This window comes from Desulfospira joergensenii DSM 10085 (genome assembly GCF_000420085.1).
GTDB lineage: Bacteria > Desulfobacterota > Desulfobacteria > Desulfobacterales > Desulfobacteraceae > Desulfospira > Desulfospira joergensenii.
The window spans coordinates 2,017,170-2,036,855 of sequence record NZ_ATUG01000002.1 but is presented as its reverse complement, the minus strand read 5'-3'; the positions used below and the strand labels follow the sequence as shown (position 1 = coordinate 2,036,855).

Here is a 19,686-nt window from a genome sequence, read left to right as displayed (position 1 = left end):
GGAATTTCCCTTTGGCCCTTGAAATGCCGTTCCGATTTTCTGTCAAAGACCTTTTCTTCCGTTGCGGTCATTCCGTATTTGATTTTTTCTGATGGCATTTATTTCTCCCTGATTAAAACATTTTCAAATCTTCAACAGGATATTTCCCTCGCCTTTCTTCATCCCATGAGTCCGAAAGCTTTTTTTTCAATCTCTTTTGCAGGTTTTCCATACTGACAAAATTATTTTTAAAACTTGGAATCTTTATTTCTTCATAAAAATGCCGGCCGCGAAAAGTTCCCTCAAATGTGTATATATATGCGTCAAGGCAATCAGTTTTTTCCTCTGTCATTTTTTTTATGAATAAATCATTCTCCATTTTCAGATTCCCTCCCAACTATTTTTTCGCCAACATCCAGGCCCTTTGCCGTGGTATCCAAAACAAAATTTGCCCTATCCATTTCGTGCTTTTCGGCCTTTCTTCCGGACTCACTGGCCTTATCCTGAGTGTCGATATTTATTTTATTGGTATCGGCCAGGATCTTATTTATTTCTGCCTCAATTTTAGCGTTTTCAAGCCTCTTCTTATTGATCTCCAACTGGATGTTTTCATCTTCCAATTGGGCTTTTTTCGCCTGAATTTGTTTTTCAGCCTCCAGTTGTTCAATGATCTTCTGTTTCCGTTCGTCTGCGGTCATGTCTTCTTCCATGGGGTCATACCCCATTAACGGCTTGATCTTTTCAAGGAACTGGTCTTTGTTGGGCAAATCCGTCATTTCAAAGGCCATGTTCATCAAGTGAGGAATGAATTCTGGCGGTGATTTTTTGACCCATTCAATGATCAGGTTCAGGTTCTTTTCCCGGATCGTATCGGACTTCGGAACATCTGTGACGATCATGTCGAACTGCCCCTTACTGATATGATTCTGAACAACCCCGTCAACAACCTTGTTGATTTCAATGAATTTGTCACGGCTGGTCAACCGGTCTGTTACCCTCAATATTTTGGGGCCGGTCCATGTCTTCTGAATTCCGGCGCTAATCCTTAACCCAAGTGCCTTGAGAGCAAATCGATAGTTATTCAAAAGCGTGGCCGTCATGATCCCGGATCTTTGCTGCTTATTTTCCAAGCCAACCTTTGCAGTGACATTTGTTTGATATCCCATGGCCTCGCCGTTGGCGCCGGAAATCTCCTGAATTTCCCTTTCTGACTGTGCCATGATAGCGAACTGGGCATTGGATAGCTCAGTATTCTCTTTGACCTGGATTTTCCCTGATGATATAGAACCCTTTTTCACGATGGCCATGCCGTCAATCGCATTCAGCTCCTTGTGAAGGTTATCAAAACCCTTTTTGTCCTTGGCAATATCATCTTCTGCAATGGTTCGTCTTGACCGCATTAAAGCCAAGGCCATGGACCGCCGCTTGTTAACCTCCTCATCCTGGCCCCGGATCTGCCTTGGAACTCCATACGGGAATCCCCATCGATCCACGTACCCAACGAACGGAACATTCGGATACAGGTCATGCCCGAGGTCAGATGGGGATTCATCCTTGAGGATGACGGATGAACAAAAAACGGCATTATACATTTTCGGCACGGTTACCCTGGTGAACTGGATGCAGTTGACAAGCAATTCATGTTGCTGCCTGGGGTCCATGTCATCTTCCAGTTCATACCAGCACCCATCCTGCATCATTACAAACAAGCAATCTTTTGGCTTTGTGTACCAGATCTCAACCGGCCGGACCCTTCTGCGTCCGATATCCACCCAGGGGACACCGACTGCAATTTGCTTCATTTCCTCAACAAGTTCAGCTTCATCCGTTGTGTAGGCGTTGCCGTCCCGGACCATTTCTGTGAGGGTGAGATATAAATCCTCCAATTCGCTTTTCTTCTTCGTATATGCGGCCTGCAGGGCATCCAGATCAACCCATTTCTCCCAGAACTTGTACCGGCATTGACCGGCGTCTGCCCATGGGGATACAAAGGGATCCGAATGACATTCCTTCCAGTCCCGATATGCAACTTTCACCGTTTCATACCTTGGATCCCGGTTCCTGCCGACAAACAAATTCCCAATGCCAGGGACTACCTGGTTTTTAAAGGCCAGGGAAATATTGAGGTCTCCATTATTGCAATCAATGACATACTGTATCGCCTCGCTCATGGTCTGGGAAATCTCAGAGTCTTTCCCGGTCCTGGCTTTTGCCGTGATCTGGGTTTTATTGATCGCCTGAGATCCAAGGATCAAATTAACCGCGGGAAACGTCCTGTTGATGGTCAGGAGCTCTACACCAATCTCCTTGAATTTTGCGATATCTTCAGGGGATGCCTGGTCTCCATCATACATTTCTTCATCCCGCCAGCTTTGGGCTCTCCACACTCTTCCGGCAAGGTGAGCCTCTTCCACATAACCGGCCCATTGGCGCAGTCTTTTCGGTGCATTCATTGTGTTCATCGTTTTGGCCTGTATCCTATGTTATCACTTGGTTGCCCGTTTACTATTCTGTCCCCTACCCCGAAACCGCACATTAAATACCCACCGGCCTCAACGGGATGGGAATATTTGTTTTTAACCGGTTCATTTCGGTACCTGGCCTCTCCTGCAACTTGAATCCTCTTAAAACAAAACCCTCCGGCCAATCCCTTTCGGACCACCTTGCACTTCGGACCAATCCGCAAGGCCGGGACCCCATCAATCAAAGTTGTCAATGGAACCGCTATTGCCTCTCTTCTTGGCGTAAACTCGTTCGTAGGCGCAGGAATAGCCGGTATCCCATGGGTATTCAAAACGCTGAAAACTGTTTTCTCATCTGTTTCCACCTCATGGTTCCCGGCAGGATCTCCCCAAATCTCTTCGATCTCGAAATCCGGATAGTCTCTATTTATTTTGGTTCTCAATTCATTCGAAAAATTGACGGCCCCCATCCTTTCAGTTACCAACTCATCAAACCAAATGTATTTTCCAAAGGATAATTCCTGGCCGAAAACCGCAGCTGGTGTTAAACCAAAATCAAGACCTAATGCGATTTTGAGGCCAGGGACCGGGCCGGTTATGCTGGGATCAAAATGGATGGGATCATTGTATTCAGGAATGACGGGTTTTCCCTCTGAAATAAACCCGTATTTATTGCAATAATAAATGCGTTTATGGGCCTTTGATTTACCAGCAGCACGAATGGTATAATAATCGGGGCCATCAACAAGGTTCGAAGTATTTTCAGCCTCTGGATTTGGAACAAATCGGCCATCGCTTGTTTCTATTAATCCGCCTGGCTGGGTAAAGAACTCCCAGCCTTTCAAATCATCCAGATCAATTCCGAGTACTTCACACACGTTCTTATCTTTTTCTGACAGGCCATACCACCAATGATCATCATCCGGACTGTTGGTATCCATCAGGACACCTTTCCACGTTGGACCACCATCTTTCATGGCCGGATAACGCCCTACTCTGTCAATCAGGGCCTCAATGATACCAAACGGGACCTCTCTGGCCTCGTTTATCCAGGCGCCGGTAAGTTCCAGGGAAAGAACTTTTTTCACGTCTTTTGGTTTGTCCAGGGCCCTGAACATAACTTCACATTCAATGTCCTGATACTTCAGGAAATGGGTCATGGAGTTGTAATTAATTTTCCCGAAAACAGACTCTGGCCACCAGTCCGTCCAGGTTTTAAGAGTGGTGTCTTCCAACTCCCTATATGTGTTCCGGACAATCGCGAATCTGGTCCTTCGCTTTTTGTCTTTTAAAGGGGCCTGCTCTCTGGATCGTCTGAAAATTTCAGCACAACAACCAGTAGACTTCCCGGATCCGACCGGTCCCCTGATCCCCCGGACAAAAGCATTTGACCTGTGAAAAAGCTTTAAGGTTGGTTCAGCATTGTATTTGATATCCAGGACCGTCAAAAGTTCATCTCCACATTAACGGAATCAATCTCTGCCCCTTCCTCATCCAGGTTATATGCCTGGCGTTCAAGTGCAATTCGTTTAGCCCGGACCTCTGTCAAATTTTTCAATGTCGCGGCTTTTTCTGATACTGTGAGGTCACATTCCTCTGAGAATATATCACCTTGGTATGTTGCGAAGTGAAGTTTGGTGGGATCGGTTCCGAGTTCAAGCAGAAACTTGTTCTCCAGTTCAATCAGACACCGGATTTCTTTCCTGTGTCTAAATATGACTTGGGATCCGGCTTCGGCCGCATTTTCGATAATCTCATCATCGCTGAGATTATCCTGGTTCGCAGTGCGAACTTCCGTGCGTACCAACTTCTCTTGGATCTCTTTTTTTACTTTTCCGGCAAGGTTCTTTTTCCATTTTTTTATCTTGGCATGCTTCCGGATCGCGGCCTCGGTGACAGTCTTTTTCCAGGTTTGGGAATTCTTGTGATCTTGCTCGTACTGCTCACAAATTTGATAATTGGATAATGTCCCAAGGCGGTAAAGGGGCTTAATTGAATCCCAGTCAATCAGTTTCCTCGGCATTGATCTTCCCCCCAAATATTCAAAACAGTCGAATACGAACAACCAAAAATTTCAGCAACCCGGGTGGAAGCCATCTCACCCTTAAAGCGTTTGATTATCTTCTTGATTTCCGGAATGTCCAAAAGACTGTTCCGAGTATTTCCGCCACGTTCCCGCCTTTCAAAGCCCCATTTATCCATCCAAAAACAGACCTGGCTTCTCGTGATGGGCAGGGCCCCTGCAATCTTTGATACGGATTCATTCTCCTCATAATACTTATAAAAAACCAATTCAGAGAGATACTTGAAACCATGATCCTCTACTGCCAAAAACAGATCATCCCGATAGTTGTAGGCAATTTTTGAATCCAAAGCCTTGAAGTCCGGGTTTTTTATACGGATCATGTAAAAATCTCCTCAAGCCGTTATAGGCTAACTGTGGCCGGAATAGTTTTCAATGACGGTTTCTTTTGATGTATAAATCAGGACGGTCCTTTTAATTCTCAAAAAATCGCTCGGCCTGATAGGCAATCAAAGCCGCCTCTGCCCGGTCATGATCCATGGCCCGGGAAAAGTATTTCTCCGCCACATCGGGGAAAAGGGCCCTGGCCTTGTCCAAGGATCTTTTCTTCACCGGTCTTCGGTCCCCGGGCTTATAGAGCCCCTTGCGCCATTGCCCTTGGGAAATGGTTTTTATTTGGATTTTTAGGGCACACAACATGCCTTCCCAGGCCCCTGCATTCTTGCCGAATCGAAATGCAGAAGCCTGGCCGTCATCCGGGAAAGAGTGGACAGCTTCAATGAATGCCCCGACAATCTCATACCTGGAGTTCCATTCCCGGATCCTGGTCGCCGTATTCAGGACTCCATCCCAGTCAAAAATTTCGATGTCCGGGTACCGGACCCTGGCCACGGCTCCAGTCTTCCCAGGATCGATGCCGAGATAGAATCCTTGATCAATGTTTTCTTCTTCCACGGGCCTCCTTAAAACGGGATCTCTTCATCTCTGTGTATCCAGATTTTGAATCTGTGCCGAAGTCTGTTAATACCGTTAATTGTCCGGCGATGAATCCCATAGTAAATCCGCCATTTCCAAACCCACACAAGAACCTGGCCGGGAGTAAAAACCGTGGCCAATGTCCAAAATGCGGCCCGGGCCCGTGGGTGATGGATATGTGTAATTTTTCCCTCTATCTTTTTTCTAAAATCACACCAGATGGAGGTCCAACCATTCGGGGCTGTGAAGTATTCCCCTTTCCGGATCCGTTGGACTGGCCGGTGGAACTCATGGGCACCTAAGTGCCATACCTCCAGGAGAACCCAGAACTCATCATAAATTCCGGTACCGCAACACCGGTAGCATGGTTGCTCTGGCATAGGCACCCAGTCATAACCGTTATCAAATCCACTGAATTTGCCGTTCACGCAGGACCAGCATTTTTTGACGATGTGCTGCTGATCCCATGCTATGCGCCGGCCGAATCTCTTTAATATTCTGTCTTTGATCCCATAAAACCAGAAGGGCCGCGTGACATCCGAGTTGGCGGCATGAAGGATTTTTGAAAGTAGGAGGAAAAATATTTTTTTGATCATGACCCCATCCTCTCGATGGCCAGTTCCTGGGATTTGATGCCGGTCTGGATCGATGCTTTTCTGATCCTGTCGAGTTCAGTGCCATCGATATCAATGAGCGCTGTCATCAGGTCCACGATGTACCCGGAGGCTTCCTCTGCAATTTTAGTTGCCTTTTCCCGGTCAAACTCTATTTTTTTCTTAGCTGCATCCCGGAATTTTTTCCTGCGCTTAACATCCTTGGCATTTTCGGCTTTCCGGGCACAGTCTGAATCATGGCAGTATTTCCGGTTATTCCAGCCTGTGTCAGTGTCTTCCGGTCTCCTATTGATGATTTTCCCGCATTTTTCCCAGGCGCAGGGTTTTGTTTCCGCTGTGGTGGATGCCTCCGGTACCGCATCGCTATTCCCGGGGAGAGTGGATCCCGGAAGAGTTGCCCGGGACCCCATCACGTTTTTGACGATGGGATCCTTATCGCTATTCCTGGGGATACTGCAGGCTGTATCGGTATCTTTGCCGGTGATGGATCCATGGCAGTTTTCCCGGGGCCCATCCGTACTCTTGGAGATGACGCCAGGCTCACCAGATTTTCTCCCGAGGCACACCAGGCAATCTTTTGTGAGTTTAAATTTCCCCCTGGGCGCAAAATCAAAATACTCCCTGGTAGCAGGTTTCTTTTCTCCGCAGCTGGCACACTTTTTTTCCGGTGTCTCTGTCTTTGTTTCCATGATTTTTCCTTCCAAAGAGTCTTGATAAAATTTTAGCCCGACCTCACATCCACCACAAAGGGCTTGGTATTTGTGGTAAACACCAGCCAGGTGGCCGGTGATCTTTTTACCTGGATCGTTTTCAATGGCCTCACCCTTTGCGATAGCTCTCTGCCGTTCAATGCAGGTGTCAGGCTTATAAAAGCTTGCATTGTGACGTTTACACTCAATCATGGCATCTCCTGAAACAAACCATGTGTAAAACCCGATAATTTATCTGGCTTCATGGCTTTAAGTTTCTCGTGAATGGCAATGGCATCCTGCTCGTTCCAATTGCCGTTTTTCTTTGACAAAATATCTTCACACCATCCCCAAGGATCTCCTGTTGTTTCCCAGTACAATGGCAACCCAGCTATGGTCTCTGCAACAGCCCCGGGGTGTGCCCTGGCGTTGATACTGGATTGTGCCCATTTCTCCGGGCTGAACTTTTTCCGTTTAGGTGGGAGCCTGCCGATCTGTTCACAAGCTGAGTTGATGGCCTGGAAATATTGCTCGTAATCCCCGTTCCCGCCCTTGTCAAAAACCGGATATGAATTTTTCTTTTTTGAAGAAAACCCCGAAGGGGGAGATGGTGGATCTGGATCCGGGGGTAGAGGGGGACCCTGATTTTCCGGATCCCGTTCAACCTGTGGCAGGGGTATTCTTTTATTTTCCTTTACTTTACTTTCCTTTCCTTTGTTGTTTTGGTCGGGGGAATTATTGTTGGGTTCGGGCGAACTTTTTTGAGGTTTGGGTGAACCGGTCTTTTTTTGACTTTTTTTCCTGTTTTTTCTGTTCCTGGAGGCCTCTCGTTCTTTCATCACGTTTTCGAGATTTTCCTGGACTGTCTCCGTAGAAATAAACTGTTTTTCATCGTCAAAAATTAATAATTCACACTCCTCATGAAGGTACCTTATGAATTCGTCGAATTCTTCAAAATTGAATTCAAGGTCGGCAGCAAAAGTGGCCTTATTATATTTTTTCGAAATATCAAGCCAGCCCATTTCAGCCATGGCAATGCGGTTATTTAGAGCCCAGAACTTTCCCTCTCCGGCCCAGCCATACTGAACCCTCAGCATCTTAAATTTGGGATGCTGATCAGCCTCGACAAAATGTTGGTAGAAGGAAAGGTTTTGCTTCATGTTAATATTCTATTATCCGCCCTTAGTATTTCAGCCTCATGAATGGCTTTTGATCGTCTGATAAACCGAAAGGGATCAAAAAATTCAGGTTGGAAATTATCCGAAAGTTTGGATTTCTGACCACACCAGGGCTATACAGTCCAAGAGGTTCATCTTCGATTTGTTTGAAGTCAACAACGCTGTTGTCGTAAGCGTAGAAGATGTGGCATTCAAACGGAGCCCCGTCGTTGTTGGTTCCCTCCATGACGCCCCTGTGAATCCAGTCAAGAGAAAGACCAGTTTCCTCAAAACATTCCCTGGACATGGCATGTTTAGGTAGTTCTCCAAGTTCAATTTTGCCACCTATTCCATTAAGGCATCCACTCTGCCACTCTGGCCGCTTTTTCTTAACAAGAAGAACTGAATAAGTTCCTTGTTCGTTGTTTCTGGTGAAAGCAAATCCAACTACAAAGCGATCCTTTAAAGCATGATCCCGTTCAACATTCTCACACCTGGTTGAACAGCAATAATACCCCATACCAGGGGTCTCTTTTCCACATACGACACACTTCATATTTCCTCCAATTCCGGTACATTCCGGGCAATTTTATATATTACTAACCACCCAGCCGCTTATACGGCCGGGTCTCCTCAATTTTCCTATCCCGCTCATCCCGGCGCAAAGCACAATGCCGGCCGGATTGGACTTTCCGATAATTCAAAGACTCCCCATGCCAGTAGTTACATGGATTGTCGTGTTTTGCCTGGCCCTTCCAGCCGCACAAATCACATAGGCCTGTGGCCTGGGCCTGTTTTATGAGGATCCAGGTATCAGACATATCTCCCCCTGATCCCGTCATAACATCCGAACTTCATAATCTCCGACCTGGGGGTCCAGTGCTGGGGTTTACTTGATACCCTCTTCCTTCGGGCCCGGGGCCTTAAGTATTCCTCCATGCCTGGAGGAGGTTCCGTCAAAGTGTCCACGATCTCGCATGGGTAATATTTTTCTATATGTTGCAGCAAAAGCTCCAGATCTTCTAAACCCATGTCATCCCTGGCTTTTCCGAAATGCCGTTTTATTTCTGCGTTGATGCGCTGCGGCTTGTACCGGTGGATGTAGGAATAAGAGTTAATGTGCTTTGCGATCTTCTGACGGAGCTTAGTCTCCCGTTCAGATACGGTATCCATTAAAGGCAGTTCCGCCTGTTCCTGAATAATCACGCCATCAAGCCCGATAAAATGCTCACTCCGGTCAGTTAATGAGGAACCCAATGGGGTTATATCCGGTCCGATAGTTCCGGACCCATCTCCCGGGATCTGGGCTTTTTCAAATTCTGATTCTTCTGGTTTAGATCCTTTTTTCAGTCTCGGAGTCTGCTCCTTCCGGATCCGATCCATGATCTCCACAAACAGGTCATCTTTTGGAGCAAAGACATGGCACCTTTGAAACTCATAGGGACCCGCGCCTTTGTCTATCCTTACTCCCCTGGCCACCATCTGCTCAATCCATGGTGTGGATCGAATATGAGTGAGACAGCAAATATGGGTTACAGGCGGCACGTCAAGTCCCTCGTAGGCCATGGCAATGGTAACCAGGACATCAACCTTTCCGGCTTTAAAATGCTTTATGGCCCGGGCAGCATCTTTGGAGTTGTGACTGGTGGCGATTTCAGCATTAAGCCCGATTGACCTCTTCAGCATATAAGTCACATCTTTGGCCTGATCGAATTCAGCCGTAACCACCAGCATTTTTGCCCTAGGATTTTCCCGTATCAAGGCCCTCCAGTGCAGCACACACTCACGCAATAATTCCGAGGCAAAATCAGTTTTCAGGGCCGTGTAAAGGGCAGCTGCCCTTTCGGTCTTCTTGGCTTGACTGAAACTATCTATTTTCCTGCTTTCCCCGTTTTGATTCACCCAGCTGGACTGCCCGTCATTGAGATAAAAAGAAATCGGCAGGATCGCCTTTTCTGCCAGGGCATCCCGCCGGTTGTATGTGATTACTGCCGTATGGTCATCATTTTCGAGAACCGGATGACCACCCCGGTACCGGATAAAGGCAATGGGTTTTCCATCCCCCCGCTCCAGAGTACCGGTCATTTTCACGACAAATTCGGCATTACGGTAAATTGGGTCCAGGGCCTGGTGCCAGATACCACCCTCTTCAACATGATGGAATTCATCGAGGATCAGGGCGTACCGGCGGCACCTGAATTCATTGAGCACGGTTCCGCCCTCATCCATCCCAAGAGCCTGATAAGTCGTGACAAAACCGTCTGTCCCCCGGCAGGGGTTCTTGTCGTTTGTGGCCGACCGGATCGTTAACCCGTGGTTAAACATGCGCCGGAAGAACGGATCCAGGAAACCCCGTTCTCCCTGGTCCTGAAGGGCCTGCCTGGGGACCACCCAGGCAAGGCCGTCGATCAGATCCGCCTCTTTGAGCCTGCCGGCTATGATAGGGATAGAACTCTTGCCTCCCCCGGGGGTTACGGCCAGCAGAATATCCCGGACCCCGGATCCGTTAATTATGCCGTCAATAACCTCAGAAAACTGGGTCTGATGTTTCCTGAGCATGAGCATCATGCGACATTCCTCATACCATAGGTATAACGGGAAATGGCGTGGAGCTTATCGGATCCCGCGGAATAACTGGCCTTAAACAAGCCCTCTACAAACCGATAGTTTCTGATGGTAGGACACCCGGCCTCGATCTCCTTGTACAGGGCATCAATGTCTTTACCGTTTTCCGGGGTTCTGTCTGAGGACGTGATGATAGACACTTGGTTTTCATGCCCGACTGCGAAATGTATGGTTATCATGTCATCCTCCTTTTTAATTTATCAGGATCCCGTTTTCTGAGAAATTGATCCAATGGTCTGCCATGGCCACGACGTCAGGGTTATGACTGATAAAAAAGCAGTCATTAAATCCCCCGACTTCCAGGATCGCCTTATACAAACCGACAAATGACATGGCTTTTTCGGAATCCAGGGGCCCATCCTCTTCATCACACAGGATTGTCTGGAAATTGAGGCCGGACTTCTCTTTGGACACAAGGGTCATGGCCAGGCGCTGGGACTTAAGAATCCATACCTTTTCTCCACCAGACAGGTTTTCGAGTGAGGTTTCGGATCCGTCACCTCTGATAACGACGATGTCCAGAACTTCCTTACCTGTTTCCGGATCCTGGGTAATAAGCCGTACACTGAAATTCGGGCCGAATGAGGATGTCAGTAAGTCGTTGGCATAACCGGTGATAAGAGGCGCAACCCCGTCGATCTCCAGGGCCTGGAGACCGCTCTTGCCACAAGCATTTTGCAGATACAACCATTGGGAGGATTCCACCGTTACCCGGCCCAGTTCATCCTGGGCCCGGGCCAGTTCTTTTTCAATGCCGGCTTTCTCTTCAAGGCGTTGTTTGAGAACCGCTATATTTTCATCCTCTGCTTTGATCTTCCGGGCAAGGTTGTCCTTTTCCAGGTCCCTGGATTCAAGAATGGCCCGGGCGTCGAGAATCTTCTGGGCAACTTTCTCATCGATTTTCGACCGGACTTCGGCAAGGCGCTTTTCGAGGTCCCGAATTTTTTCTTTGGACTGGAGTTCATCCCGGGAGTACTGGTCCCTCTTTTCCTGGATGGTTGTTTCCAGGGCCTCGATTCCTTCTGCCAGCCGCTCGATCTGATCTTCAGCCCTTTGGATCTCCGGGAGTTTAGACGCAAGTACACGCTTGTCTTCAAGCCTACCAACCAGATCTTCCAAGACCTTTCTTTTCTCCCCGCGGATTCGCTGAACGGCAAGAATTGACTCCCGGATGGTGCCGATTTTTTCTTCCAACTCGGAAATTTCAATCTGGAAATTAGCGGCCTTTTGATCTGCTTCAGATTTCAGGGCCTTTTGTTCCGTCCTTATTTTTTCAAGTTCGGCAGTTCCCTCCGCGCATATTTGTTTCTGTGTATTGATATCAAAATCAATAGATTCCGTATTTTCCTTGATAAGAGAACGGAGGTCTGTCAGTTCTTTTTCCAGACCAGGCAAATTATCCCGGGCAGATATAGCAGAAACGACAAAGCGACATTTCGGACTTTCCACGGGGCAGTCCCCACGAGTCTCCAGGAGTTCAATGGACTTCTTACAGGATTCAACATCGGACTCAAGCCTTGCCAGTTTCGTGGGTTGCTGAACATTTTCCCTTTCCTGGGTCAGCTTACCGATTGCCTCTACTGCACGTCTTGATTTATCCTCAATGGCCGGGACTTTTTCCTCAAGAGCTTCATGGGAAACAAACCATTCATTTTCGAGCGTTTTGATGGCCTCTCGGATAGGGGTAATCTCTTTTTCAATGGACTCCATCTCCTGATACTTTGAATCCAGATCCCTGCCGAGATCATCATCTACTTTCCTGGCGCCGGCAATTTCCTCCTCCAGAGTAACGACCTCATCCGCGGCTTGGATCACCTGATTTTTGGTCGAAATGGAGGCCTGGAGAGTATGGAGCTCAAGCTGTTTTTCGGAGAGAGACTTTTTAACTTGTTTCGCCTCCTTGAGGTCACTCTTGTACCGGGCGTCCATTTCATCTCTGAACTTCTGAATATCTTTTTCAAGCTCATCCCGGCGTTCGATATTCACGGAGTTTCTGGCCTGGACATTGATTAAACGCTCGATTTCCTCTTTCTGCTTTTTAATCTGCTCAAAAGCAAAGGCCATGTTGTCGATCATGGCATCCTTAGTCACCACCGTTTGCCTGAGCATCTCATCGAAACCGGAGAAGGAGTCCAAACGCTCCTGAAGGCCGTCTATATTTCGCTGAAGCTGCTGGGAGGTTCCGTTCAAGACCGTCACGCATTGCTTGGCAGCCGCTTCATACCCTGACAGCCTATCCAAGCGCAGAAACTCAACAAACAGCTTTTTCAGCTGGCCCGTGGTCAGGTCCGAGATTTTATCCGAGTTCTGGGCACAGAAAACAGAGTTGTAAAAAAGGTTGGAGGATCCCAGGAGTTTAGAGATGTACCGGTCGTAGTACGTGACCTTGCTGTCTTTTATCTGGGGCTCTCCGTTCTTCCAGATCTGGCCCTCAGACCGATCTGAATTACTGTCGATCTTAACCAGGGCCCGGTAAATGTCTCCGCCGAAGTCAAAGGTCAGGTCCCGGAACGAGTCCCTCAGAAAGAAATGGTGCCGCATCGCCCCGTCTCTGGATGCAAACATCCGGTACGGGGAAAGCAACTCCAATAATGTGGTTTTCCCGTGACCGTTCGGTCCGGCCAGGGCAATCAGTCCGGATAATCCGGTAAAATCTACCTCAATTTCATCCAGTCCCAGGCCCTTTTTAATCCCAATGGCTCCGCGCACTTTCAAAGAATGTATTTTCATCAATTCACCCTCCCCACAACCTGCACCAGTTCTTCCGGTGTCATTGATTCCAAGAGGTCCGCCTTGTTCAGGATCCCCTCACTGATCTCCTCAAGCCTCAGGGCCGCCATTTCTTCGACCTTGTCCCTCAAGGAAGTCAGCTGCAGCACCCGGGCCGCTCTGACCGTCTCCCTCGGGATCCGGATCAAGGAGACATCGGCCCGGGCCGCTCCCGCTTCCAAGAAAGACCGCTCCAATTCAGCCTGGTTGATCTTCCCGGCTTCGTCCTGCCAGACCTTGAACTCCACTTTTAAAAATGCGTCTTTCAGGTCTTCGGGGCTATACGCCATGTGCGAACACGCTAACGCTCCACAAATATCTGTCTTTGTGGCATCTTCCCGGATAGTGAGTTTCTGACGGGTCGGAGTTTCGATGAACCTGGACTCTGTGAGCGCCCATTTAATATTCAGGGTGTCTGTGAACGGGGGATCGACCTTAGGTTCTGATTCCAAGATATGGACATAAAATCCCTTGGGCTCGGTTTCGCCGAAATTTTTCCGGAAAATAGATCCAGAATAAAAGACATTGCCCCGCATTTCCTGAGCTTTATGGATGTGGCCAAGGCAGGTCACATGGGCATTGGCCATGGCCAGTTGGTCCGTGCTGATTTCAATATCACGACCGACCAGCTGCTGGGTGTCGCTGATAAAGGCACCGCCTACCTGAAAATGACCGTTAAAGATGTGGGGACACCGGAACTGTTCAGCCACGGCACCAAAAGCGCCGAGGATGGCCGTCATGGCATTGGAAATTGCCTTATCCCCATCTTCGATGGCAGATTCGGCTTGAAAAAACTGCTTGGTTGGTGTAGGTATCTGGGTAATGACTGCCTGTACCTCGGCATCATCCGGAATGCCCGAATTTATTGTGCGCAGCTGGCCAGCTATAAGCAACAATTGTTCGGGCTTTTCGCTTACATGGATCTGATGCTTTCCCCTGACATACCGAAGGATTTCAGCCGACCGACCGTCATGGCTTGGTGTGCCGATGATGTTCACCACCGGCGCGATATCCGCCATTTCACTGAACTGCCGGGCAATGGTCCTGGCAGACCGGGAATCAAGCTTCAGGTTCTGGGAATCTGTTATGTCTCCGGAAACCACGAATAGGCCGGGGCGATCCAGTGTGGCCTTTCCGATCATAAAATCCACGCATTCTTCAATCTCGTCGTGGTCCCTGTCGTTATAATGCAAGTCTGCGGTATGAAAAATCTGGAGACTCATCTTTTTTCTCCTTGATTATTGAGGTAAATAAAAAGCTCAATCCTCGTTTTGGCCGGAAGTTGATCCAGGCTTTTGATTTTGGCTCTGTTCAGATAGTCGCCGAGGTTTTGGCTCCTGGCCTTAAAAAGGTAGGTAAGGGTCTGGACCTGGGATTCAGGATCACTGTTTTCAAAATCAATAAGTCTGCTGTCAGGTTCCTGGCCAGGCGGATCCCCGTATGGATTTCCTTGTTCCTCAGCAGGGGGTTCAGGGGAAGCCGGCTGATGAGGAAGATCAATGACATTATCATCTCCGCTGGCAGCTGACACAAATTTTGGCAGAGCTGGGATTGACCCGTGGCCGAAAACTGCCGACATATTTTCCCGGGCCGCCGTGAGCAACGCCTGTTTGATGTCCGGGTTTTGGTGGTCCAGGACAAACCGGACAATGACGAATGGCCTGTCCAAAATTTCGTTTTTTTTCTGGTACTGTGAAGGCAGTCCAAGAATTGAACGGATTACCCTGGCACGGGCGCCGGACTCAGATAGAGAGTGCTTGTGTCTTCTTTTGTGGAACCAATCCCTTTTAACTTTGTCGTTGATCCAGATAATTTTAGCCCGATCGTCTTTCCAGCTCTTTTCTTCGGCCTTTTTCCGATACTGTTCCTCCAGATCCTCTTTCTCAAGCTCCAGATCCAGTTCATAATTGCACGCCGTGGGGTAAAGTTTTCCGTCCGCTTTCCGGATCAAACCTACGGCTCGAAATGAAATGTAAAGTTTATCCCTTCCGTCATCTGTTCGCCCTGAATCCATTGGGCTCCATTCTATTCCGGCCTTACCCGAAAGTTTGCACAGGCCCTCGTACTTGATTCGAAACTTTCCTTGAGATTTGTAAATATCGTCATCTGTCAACCAAACAGTCTCAACCACTGGCCGGTAAAAGCTGTCCGGAATAATGGCCGATGGGAGAAAAACAATCGCTCCCTTCTGCCGTTCCTCCTCAAGGTAGGCCTCAATATTTATTGCTGCTTCGCCCATGTTTACCTCCATCTATAAAATTTAAGCCGAAGCTGCTCCCGGCGAAAATGACAACCCCCGAGATACAAACAAGGAGTTGTAACCACTCCGGGGATCCCGGCATCGTTGGTGCTCCGGCCAATATCAATCCCAGGACCCATAAAATACCGAGAATGGATTGGGCCGCCTTTGCCTTAAACACTATGTTCTCCTTTCCGGGCGGCACCAGATTTCTCCGGGCCGCCCGGGGTTGGGGGAATAACTTTTGAAAAATTGCCAAATATCTCAATAAAGCCCTTCCCTGTTTTTGGTTCGCCCCCGGGACGGTCCCAGGGGCGTGTAATGCCTTGTTCTATCTCGCCCAGGGCCATCTCCTGGACGTCAATTCAGTCATCGAAAGCAGACCCAGGCCTTTTCTGGGCGCTTGCCGATGGGCTTATACCTTGTGGCCGCGATGATGGCCGGCGGCCGGTGTTCCGATTCCCGGAGTGTGGTAACGAGGCTTTGGGTGTTAAAGCGGTGGAAACCCAGGATTCGGAACAATTCGGTGCATGTTAGAATTTGACCTCCTTTTGTTGTGGTTGTTGATTAAAACTCTGCCCTTATCCTATCCAGCCTGTCCGTCCTTTGTTTCCGGCTCCTGCCCGGCGTTTTGTCGGAGGCCGGTCTACCCGGTGCGGCTAAGCCTTGGTGTTTTTAAGTATTCCTATGTTTTGTTTAAGGGTCGATGATATTTGGGTAATATTTTGGTAATACCGCCTACATTTCCACCTTTCTCAAACGAAGTTTCCTTTGTTTCCATTGAATTAACCCTCTCTCGCTGTTAAATATGCTTCAGGATCAAATCTGCTATCGTGAATTGCCTTAGCCATACCGAACATAATCTGTAGATTTAGTTTCTTTTTCTGTTCCGGAGTTAGAGACGATATCGCAACTTTTAAAATCTCAGGGATTTTCAGAGTGTATTGTTCGGTCAATTTATCGATTTCCAGGTCCATTAACGATTCCTCATTCACGAACATTAATTGATCCTTCTTGTGCCATATTTAAGCCGTTTCCTTCTCTTTTGTTGGGTTCGGTTGCTGAAGAGCTGATTTATTTTTGGACTTTTTCATCGATAGCTTGATGACTGCTTCTTTTTCATCACCTGTTGAATCAACCCAAAAAGAAAGTTCTGTATTCGTTATTTTAGAAAATCTTTTAATTTTTTTGATTCTCGGAATGATCTTGTCGTTTATCAACAAACTAATATACTGCTGGGAAACGCCTAAAAAATCAGCCATTTGAGCTTGAGTTATATTCACCTTTGTATTCATAGATAAAATCATACAAAGGTTTCTTGTTAAAATCAATGTTTTTTTTACAAGAAATCTTTGTATGATTTTTAGAAAAACTTTTGCTTTTACAAATTTAATTTGTGAAAAGGAACTATGGGCTTGGAAACCGAATATTTTAAAGCTGCCTTTAAGGGGTATCTAAAAGAAAAAAATAAAAGCCGTAATTGGCTTGCAAAAAAGGCAAAAGTTACCCAACAGACAGTTAATAATTTATGCAATGGTTCTTTTGGATCAGAGCGAACTCGAGACAAATTATTTGACTTTATGGGTACTGACTTCCTTTCTTTTCTGCAATACGGAAAAGACTTATTTTTGGAAGAAGGGAATTCTGACAATATATTTCCCATAGATCCATCTGTTCAACTTCTCAATGAATGCTTAATGGAAGCTGAAAGAGATCTAAACCAAAAACAAAGAGAAGCTGTAGTACAGATAATCCGAAAGCATCAGAACAGCATAAAAGAAGAGGTTAAAGATATTTTAAAGGCTTTCTAATAATGTCGGACTTTAAATCAGAGATTGTTAAAGCTATCCGTGAAAATGCAGATCCATCTTCCAATTGTTTAAAGTCCAACAATTCATTTTTGTACAAAACCATATCCTTATCTTCTTTAACGGCTTTTTGCATCGTTCTTTTTCTTTATTCCACCTCAAGCCTTTTTACCTCATCGATCCCAACGGTCCCATATGCCAAAATCACAACCCCCTCCCCCGGATCCATCACAGGAGAACACGTCAAAGTAATCGGAGAAACCAGAAACATAGAATCTGGTCAATATATCTGGCTGGCCGTTGATAAACCACGTCTAGGATTATGCTGGCCGAAAGCCCCACGCTTGCCGTCAAATACAGGCTTTAGCACCGAAATATATGAGGGCGGCCCGGAAGAGCCATTTACCCTATCCGTTTATGCAGTAAATAAAACAGTCAGCGATCATTGGCAGGATTGGTTGAATAAAGAACGGGATGGAGGCCTTCCGATGCCGCCGGATAACAGACGACTTGTTTCGGTAAGGTTAATAAAAAAGGTACCTACATGAAAAAATGAATAACGGATTTGCTCCGTCATCTTCAGACGTATCTGTTTTTGAAGGCAAATTTGTAAGAGACGGATTTACAAACAAAAGAAATCCTTTAAAAAATGGTCAAGAAGAATGCTCTAATGCCAATTATGATGGGTTGGATTGATGAATCAAAGCTTTTCTGCGGAACGTGTAAAATGTTATGATATTGAGTGTTTAATAAGATAAAAAAGGAGGGGTTAGGTGAAATATGTATTCCTGTCACTCAATTGGCTATTCGGATCTTTATCTTTCTTCTCTGGCTGCTTACTCTTCTTCAATGACCCCCTTTCCGGGCTTTGCTTAATTACCATTGGTTGCACTCTTCTACCTCCAGTTAGAAAGATTATCCACCAAAAAACAGGCCTATCGTTGTCTGTTGGGAAAAGGTCTGTAGCGATAATCGCTATCACTGTTTTATTTATAACATTCACCAGTTACCACGCCACCTCAGAGCGAAAAAAAATAGAACAAAAAAAAATAACCGCGCGAAAACTGGAGGAACAGAAACAAAGACAAAAGGCTATGGATGATTTTGCTTCCAATAGAGATAAAATTATTGCGTCTTTGAATAATTTGTTCTCAACCGGAAATTATCAAGATGTTCTGTCAGAATCAGAAAAGTATTCTTTCATAAACGATGATGAAATAAAAAAAATGAGGTCTTCAGCCAAGTCTGCATTAAAAGATTTAAATCGAAAAAAAAGAACTGACGAATTACTCGCAGAACTAAAAGATATCCCTCAGGCTCAATATAATATGAACCTGAAAAGATATAAAGAGCTCCTGAAGCTAAACCCTGGAGATGAAAGATTCTCGAATAAAGTAGAATTTTATACTCAAAAAATAAAAGAACAACAGCAAGAGCTCATCGCAAAAGAAGAGCGAAAAAAGAGGATAGAACATCAGTTCAGCCCATGGGATGGTGCTCATCGAAACCTTGAAAGATTTATTAAAGAAAGCATGAACGATCCTGACAGTTATGATCATGTAAAAACTGTGTATTGGGATTTAAAGGACCACTTAGTAGTGCTCACAACTTTCAGGGGGAAGAATGCATTTGGTGGTGTAGTTAAAAATTCTGTAAAGGCAAAGGTTGGATTGGACGGAGATATTATTGAGATCCTTGAACAATTTTAGGATCACGGCCCAACCTTCCATACATCAATAGGCAACCCAAAATGCTCAATCGTTGAATTCAGCCTGATCCAGTATTTAAGATCTTTCTCGGATTCAATAATCAGAACAATCCCAGCCCTCTTCCCGGTCTGTAGGGAATAATAAAGGGCCTGCCCCACGGCCTCGTACCACTTCACCGCGAAATCGAATTCCACACTATGGGTTGATGTCAGGCAATCGCACCGTGTCATATCCGGCAACCGATATTCCGCCTGGCCTCCATGCTCAAAACACCATTTATCCTGATACCATCTTTCCGGATGCAGGTGTCCTGCATGGACCAAAGCCGGAAACAATAGAAATATCACAAGTATTTTTCTCATATCAAAATCATATCACAAAAAAACCGTTGACAATCTCATTTCTTTCTTGAGAGAATAAAAACAGCCAAATATCTCAATAAAGCCCATCCCAATCGGGAGGGCTTGAGATGCAAACTTCTGTACCACGAAAAACCGGAAAATCCGTCCAGGATCAACCGGTTTTCCATTTTCGTTTCCACACAAATTCAAATTCCCCGGGTAGCGTCGAAGCTTACGCCGCCCTGCCCTGCTTAATCATTTCCAGACCCATCGGTACCATGACCAGGCCTGATTAC

The 19,686-nt window shown here is 46.6% G+C and carries 22 protein-coding genes; 3 read left to right on the top strand and 19 right to left on the bottom strand.

Annotated elements, in window-relative coordinates:
• Window positions 1-112: 112 nt before the first annotated feature.
• The 18 genes from F608_RS0122215 to F608_RS0122120 all read right to left on the bottom strand — a co-directional run bounded on the left by F608_RS0122215 (window position 113) and on the right by F608_RS0122120 (window position 16,839).
• Window positions 113-358 carry a hypothetical protein gene (locus tag F608_RS0122215; RefSeq protein WP_022667908.1) on the bottom strand — a complete coding sequence of 82 codons (246 nt, stop codon included), beginning with the start codon at window positions 356-358 and terminating at the stop codon, window positions 113-115.
• The gene (locus tag F608_RS0122210; protein ID WP_022667907.1) at window positions 348-2,441 is read right to left on the bottom strand and encodes a portal protein; all 2,094 of its coding nucleotides are present in this window, start codon (window positions 2,439-2,441) and stop codon (window positions 348-350) included. Before F608_RS0122210 ends, F608_RS0122215 begins: the two co-directional genes overlap by 11 nt.
• A complete protein-coding gene (locus F608_RS0122205; RefSeq protein ID WP_022667906.1) occupies window positions 2,438-3,889 on the bottom strand; it encodes a hypothetical protein in 1,452 nt (483 codons plus the stop codon). The genes F608_RS0122210 and F608_RS0122205 overlap by 4 nt, the downstream gene beginning before the upstream one ends.
• Window positions 3,886-4,464, bottom strand: coding sequence for a hypothetical protein (locus tag F608_RS0122200; RefSeq protein ID WP_022667905.1), 579 nt, complete (start codon window positions 4,462-4,464; stop codon window positions 3,886-3,888). The genes F608_RS0122205 and F608_RS0122200 overlap by 4 nt, the downstream gene beginning before the upstream one ends.
• The gene (locus tag F608_RS0122195; RefSeq protein WP_022667904.1) at window positions 4,449-4,847 is read right to left on the bottom strand and encodes a hypothetical protein; all 399 of its coding nucleotides are present in this window, start codon (window positions 4,845-4,847) and stop codon (window positions 4,449-4,451) included. The genes F608_RS0122200 and F608_RS0122195 overlap by 16 nt, the downstream gene beginning before the upstream one ends.
• A gap of 91 nt (window positions 4,848-4,938) precedes the next feature.
• The gene (locus tag F608_RS0122190; protein WP_022667903.1) at window positions 4,939-5,418 is read right to left on the bottom strand and encodes a RuvC family protein; all 480 of its coding nucleotides are present in this window, start codon (window positions 5,416-5,418) and stop codon (window positions 4,939-4,941) included.
• Between the two features lie 8 nt (window positions 5,419-5,426).
• Complete coding sequence (locus F608_RS0122185) at window positions 5,427-6,035, bottom strand: hypothetical protein (RefSeq protein WP_022667902.1); 609 nt, start codon at window positions 6,033-6,035, stop codon at window positions 5,427-5,429.
• A complete protein-coding gene (locus F608_RS0122180) occupies window positions 6,032-6,955 on the bottom strand; it encodes a hypothetical protein (RefSeq protein ID WP_022667901.1) in 924 nt (307 codons plus the stop codon). Before F608_RS0122180 ends, F608_RS0122185 begins: the two co-directional genes overlap by 4 nt.
• Complete coding sequence (locus F608_RS0122175; protein ID WP_022667900.1) at window positions 6,952-7,902, bottom strand: hypothetical protein; 951 nt, start codon at window positions 7,900-7,902, stop codon at window positions 6,952-6,954. The genes F608_RS0122180 and F608_RS0122175 overlap by 4 nt, the downstream gene beginning before the upstream one ends.
• A 22-nt stretch (window positions 7,903-7,924) precedes the next feature.
• Window positions 7,925-8,455 (bottom strand): NUDIX domain-containing protein, encoded by a 531-nt coding sequence (locus F608_RS0122170; RefSeq protein ID WP_027363021.1) that lies wholly within the window; start codon window positions 8,453-8,455, stop codon window positions 7,925-7,927.
• Between the two features lie 43 nt (window positions 8,456-8,498).
• Window positions 8,499-8,720, bottom strand: a complete 222-nt coding sequence (locus F608_RS0122165) for a hypothetical protein (RefSeq protein ID WP_022667898.1) — start codon at window positions 8,718-8,720, stop codon at window positions 8,499-8,501.
• On the bottom strand, window positions 8,713-10,467 hold the full coding sequence (locus tag F608_RS0122160; protein ID WP_022667897.1) for a DEAD/DEAH box helicase: 1,755 nt from the start codon (window positions 10,465-10,467) through the stop codon (window positions 8,713-8,715). Before F608_RS0122160 ends, F608_RS0122165 begins: the two co-directional genes overlap by 8 nt.
• A complete protein-coding gene (locus tag F608_RS0122155; RefSeq protein ID WP_022667896.1) occupies window positions 10,464-10,703 on the bottom strand; it encodes a hypothetical protein in 240 nt (79 codons plus the stop codon). Before F608_RS0122155 ends, F608_RS0122160 begins: the two co-directional genes overlap by 4 nt.
• Before the next feature lie 13 nt (window positions 10,704-10,716).
• A complete protein-coding gene (locus F608_RS0122150; protein ID WP_022667895.1) occupies window positions 10,717-13,254 on the bottom strand; it encodes an AAA family ATPase in 2,538 nt (845 codons plus the stop codon).
• Complete coding sequence (locus F608_RS0122145; protein WP_022667894.1) at window positions 13,254-14,516, bottom strand: metallophosphoesterase family protein; 1,263 nt, start codon at window positions 14,514-14,516, stop codon at window positions 13,254-13,256. The genes F608_RS0122150 and F608_RS0122145 overlap by 1 nt, the downstream gene beginning before the upstream one ends.
• Window positions 14,513-15,532, bottom strand: a complete 1,020-nt coding sequence (locus F608_RS0122140; protein WP_022667893.1) for a hypothetical protein — start codon at window positions 15,530-15,532, stop codon at window positions 14,513-14,515. The genes F608_RS0122145 and F608_RS0122140 overlap by 4 nt, the downstream gene beginning before the upstream one ends.
• Window positions 15,533-16,317: 785 nt before the next feature.
• A complete protein-coding gene (locus tag F608_RS0122125) occupies window positions 16,318-16,509 on the bottom strand; it encodes a hypothetical protein (RefSeq protein WP_153307562.1) in 192 nt (63 codons plus the stop codon).
• A gap of 48 nt (window positions 16,510-16,557) precedes the next feature.
• Window positions 16,558-16,839: a helix-turn-helix domain-containing protein gene (locus F608_RS0122120; RefSeq protein WP_022667888.1), complete on the bottom strand. Its 282-nt coding sequence runs from the start codon at window positions 16,837-16,839 to the stop codon at window positions 16,558-16,560.
• 108 nt (window positions 16,840-16,947) lie between these two features.
• Here F608_RS0122120 and F608_RS0122115 point away from each other — a divergent pair, with 108 nt between their 5' ends.
• The 3 genes from F608_RS0122115 (at window position 16,948) to F608_RS35245 (ending at window position 19,049) form a co-directional block, all read left to right on the top strand.
• The gene (locus tag F608_RS0122115) at window positions 16,948-17,343 is read left to right on the top strand and encodes a hypothetical protein (protein ID WP_153307561.1); all 396 of its coding nucleotides are present in this window, start codon (window positions 16,948-16,950) and stop codon (window positions 17,341-17,343) included.
• Between the two features lie 2 nt (window positions 17,344-17,345).
• Entirely contained in the window at window positions 17,346-17,888 is a 543-nt protein-coding gene (locus F608_RS35900) for a hypothetical protein (protein WP_084681226.1), read from the top strand.
• 225 nt (window positions 17,889-18,113) lie between these two features.
• On the top strand, window positions 18,114-19,049 hold the full coding sequence (locus F608_RS35245) for a hypothetical protein (protein WP_022667886.1): 936 nt from the start codon (window positions 18,114-18,116) through the stop codon (window positions 19,047-19,049).
• Window positions 19,050-19,051: 2 nt separating this feature from the next.
• Here the strand turns inward: F608_RS35245 and F608_RS0122105 are convergent, their stop codons facing one another.
• The gene (locus F608_RS0122105; RefSeq protein ID WP_022667885.1) at window positions 19,052-19,411 is read right to left on the bottom strand and encodes a hypothetical protein; all 360 of its coding nucleotides are present in this window, start codon (window positions 19,409-19,411) and stop codon (window positions 19,052-19,054) included.
• Between the last annotated feature and the right edge of the window lie 275 nt (window positions 19,412-19,686).

Excerpts from the sequence above, each read along its gene's own strand:
- F608_RS0122155 (WP_022667896.1), bottom strand. The coding sequence starts at position 10,703 with ATGATAACCATACATTTCGCAGTCGGGCATGAAAACCAAGTGTCTATC.
- F608_RS0122170 (WP_027363021.1), bottom strand. The coding sequence starts at position 8,455 with ATGAAGTGTGTCGTATGTGGAAAAGAGACCCCTGGTATGGGGTATTAT.
- F608_RS0122175 (WP_022667900.1), bottom strand. The coding sequence starts at position 7,902 with ATGAAGCAAAACCTTTCCTTCTACCAACATTTTGTCGAGGCTGATCAG.
- F608_RS0122215 (WP_022667908.1), bottom strand. The coding sequence starts at position 358 with ATGGAGAATGATTTATTCATAAAAAAAATGACAGAGGAAAAAACTGAT.
- F608_RS0122120 (WP_022667888.1), bottom strand. The coding sequence starts at position 16,839 with ATGATTTTATCTATGAATACAAAGGTGAATATAACTCAAGCTCAAATG.
- F608_RS0122145 (WP_022667894.1), bottom strand. The coding sequence starts at position 14,516 with ATGAGTCTCCAGATTTTTCATACCGCAGACTTGCATTATAACGACAGG.
- F608_RS0122210 (WP_022667907.1), bottom strand. The coding sequence starts at position 2,441 with ATGAACACAATGAATGCACCGAAAAGACTGCGCCAATGGGCCGGTTAT.
- F608_RS35900 (WP_084681226.1), top strand. The coding sequence starts at position 17,346 with ATGTCGGACTTTAAATCAGAGATTGTTAAAGCTATCCGTGAAAATGCA.
- F608_RS0122195 (WP_022667904.1), bottom strand. The coding sequence starts at position 4,847 with ATGATCCGTATAAAAAACCCGGACTTCAAGGCTTTGGATTCAAAAATT.
- F608_RS0122185 (WP_022667902.1), bottom strand. The coding sequence starts at position 6,035 with ATGATCAAAAAAATATTTTTCCTCCTACTTTCAAAAATCCTTCATGCC.
- F608_RS0122150 (WP_022667895.1), bottom strand. The coding sequence starts at position 13,254 with ATGAAAATACATTCTTTGAAAGTGCGCGGAGCCATTGGGATTAAAAAG.
- F608_RS0122140 (WP_022667893.1), bottom strand. The coding sequence starts at position 15,532 with ATGGGCGAAGCAGCAATAAATATTGAGGCCTACCTTGAGGAGGAACGG.
- F608_RS0122180 (WP_022667901.1), bottom strand. The coding sequence starts at position 6,955 with ATGATTGAGTGTAAACGTCACAATGCAAGCTTTTATAAGCCTGACACC.
- F608_RS0122165 (WP_022667898.1), bottom strand. The coding sequence starts at position 8,720 with ATGTCTGATACCTGGATCCTCATAAAACAGGCCCAGGCCACAGGCCTA.
- F608_RS0122125 (WP_153307562.1), bottom strand. The coding sequence starts at position 16,509 with ATGGACCTGGAAATCGATAAATTGACCGAACAATACACTCTGAAAATC.
- F608_RS0122200 (WP_022667905.1), bottom strand. The coding sequence starts at position 4,464 with ATGCCGAGGAAACTGATTGACTGGGATTCAATTAAGCCCCTTTACCGC.
- F608_RS0122105 (WP_022667885.1), bottom strand. The coding sequence starts at position 19,411 with ATGAGAAAAATACTTGTGATATTTCTATTGTTTCCGGCTTTGGTCCAT.
- F608_RS0122160 (WP_022667897.1), bottom strand. The coding sequence starts at position 10,467 with ATGATGCTCATGCTCAGGAAACATCAGACCCAGTTTTCTGAGGTTATT.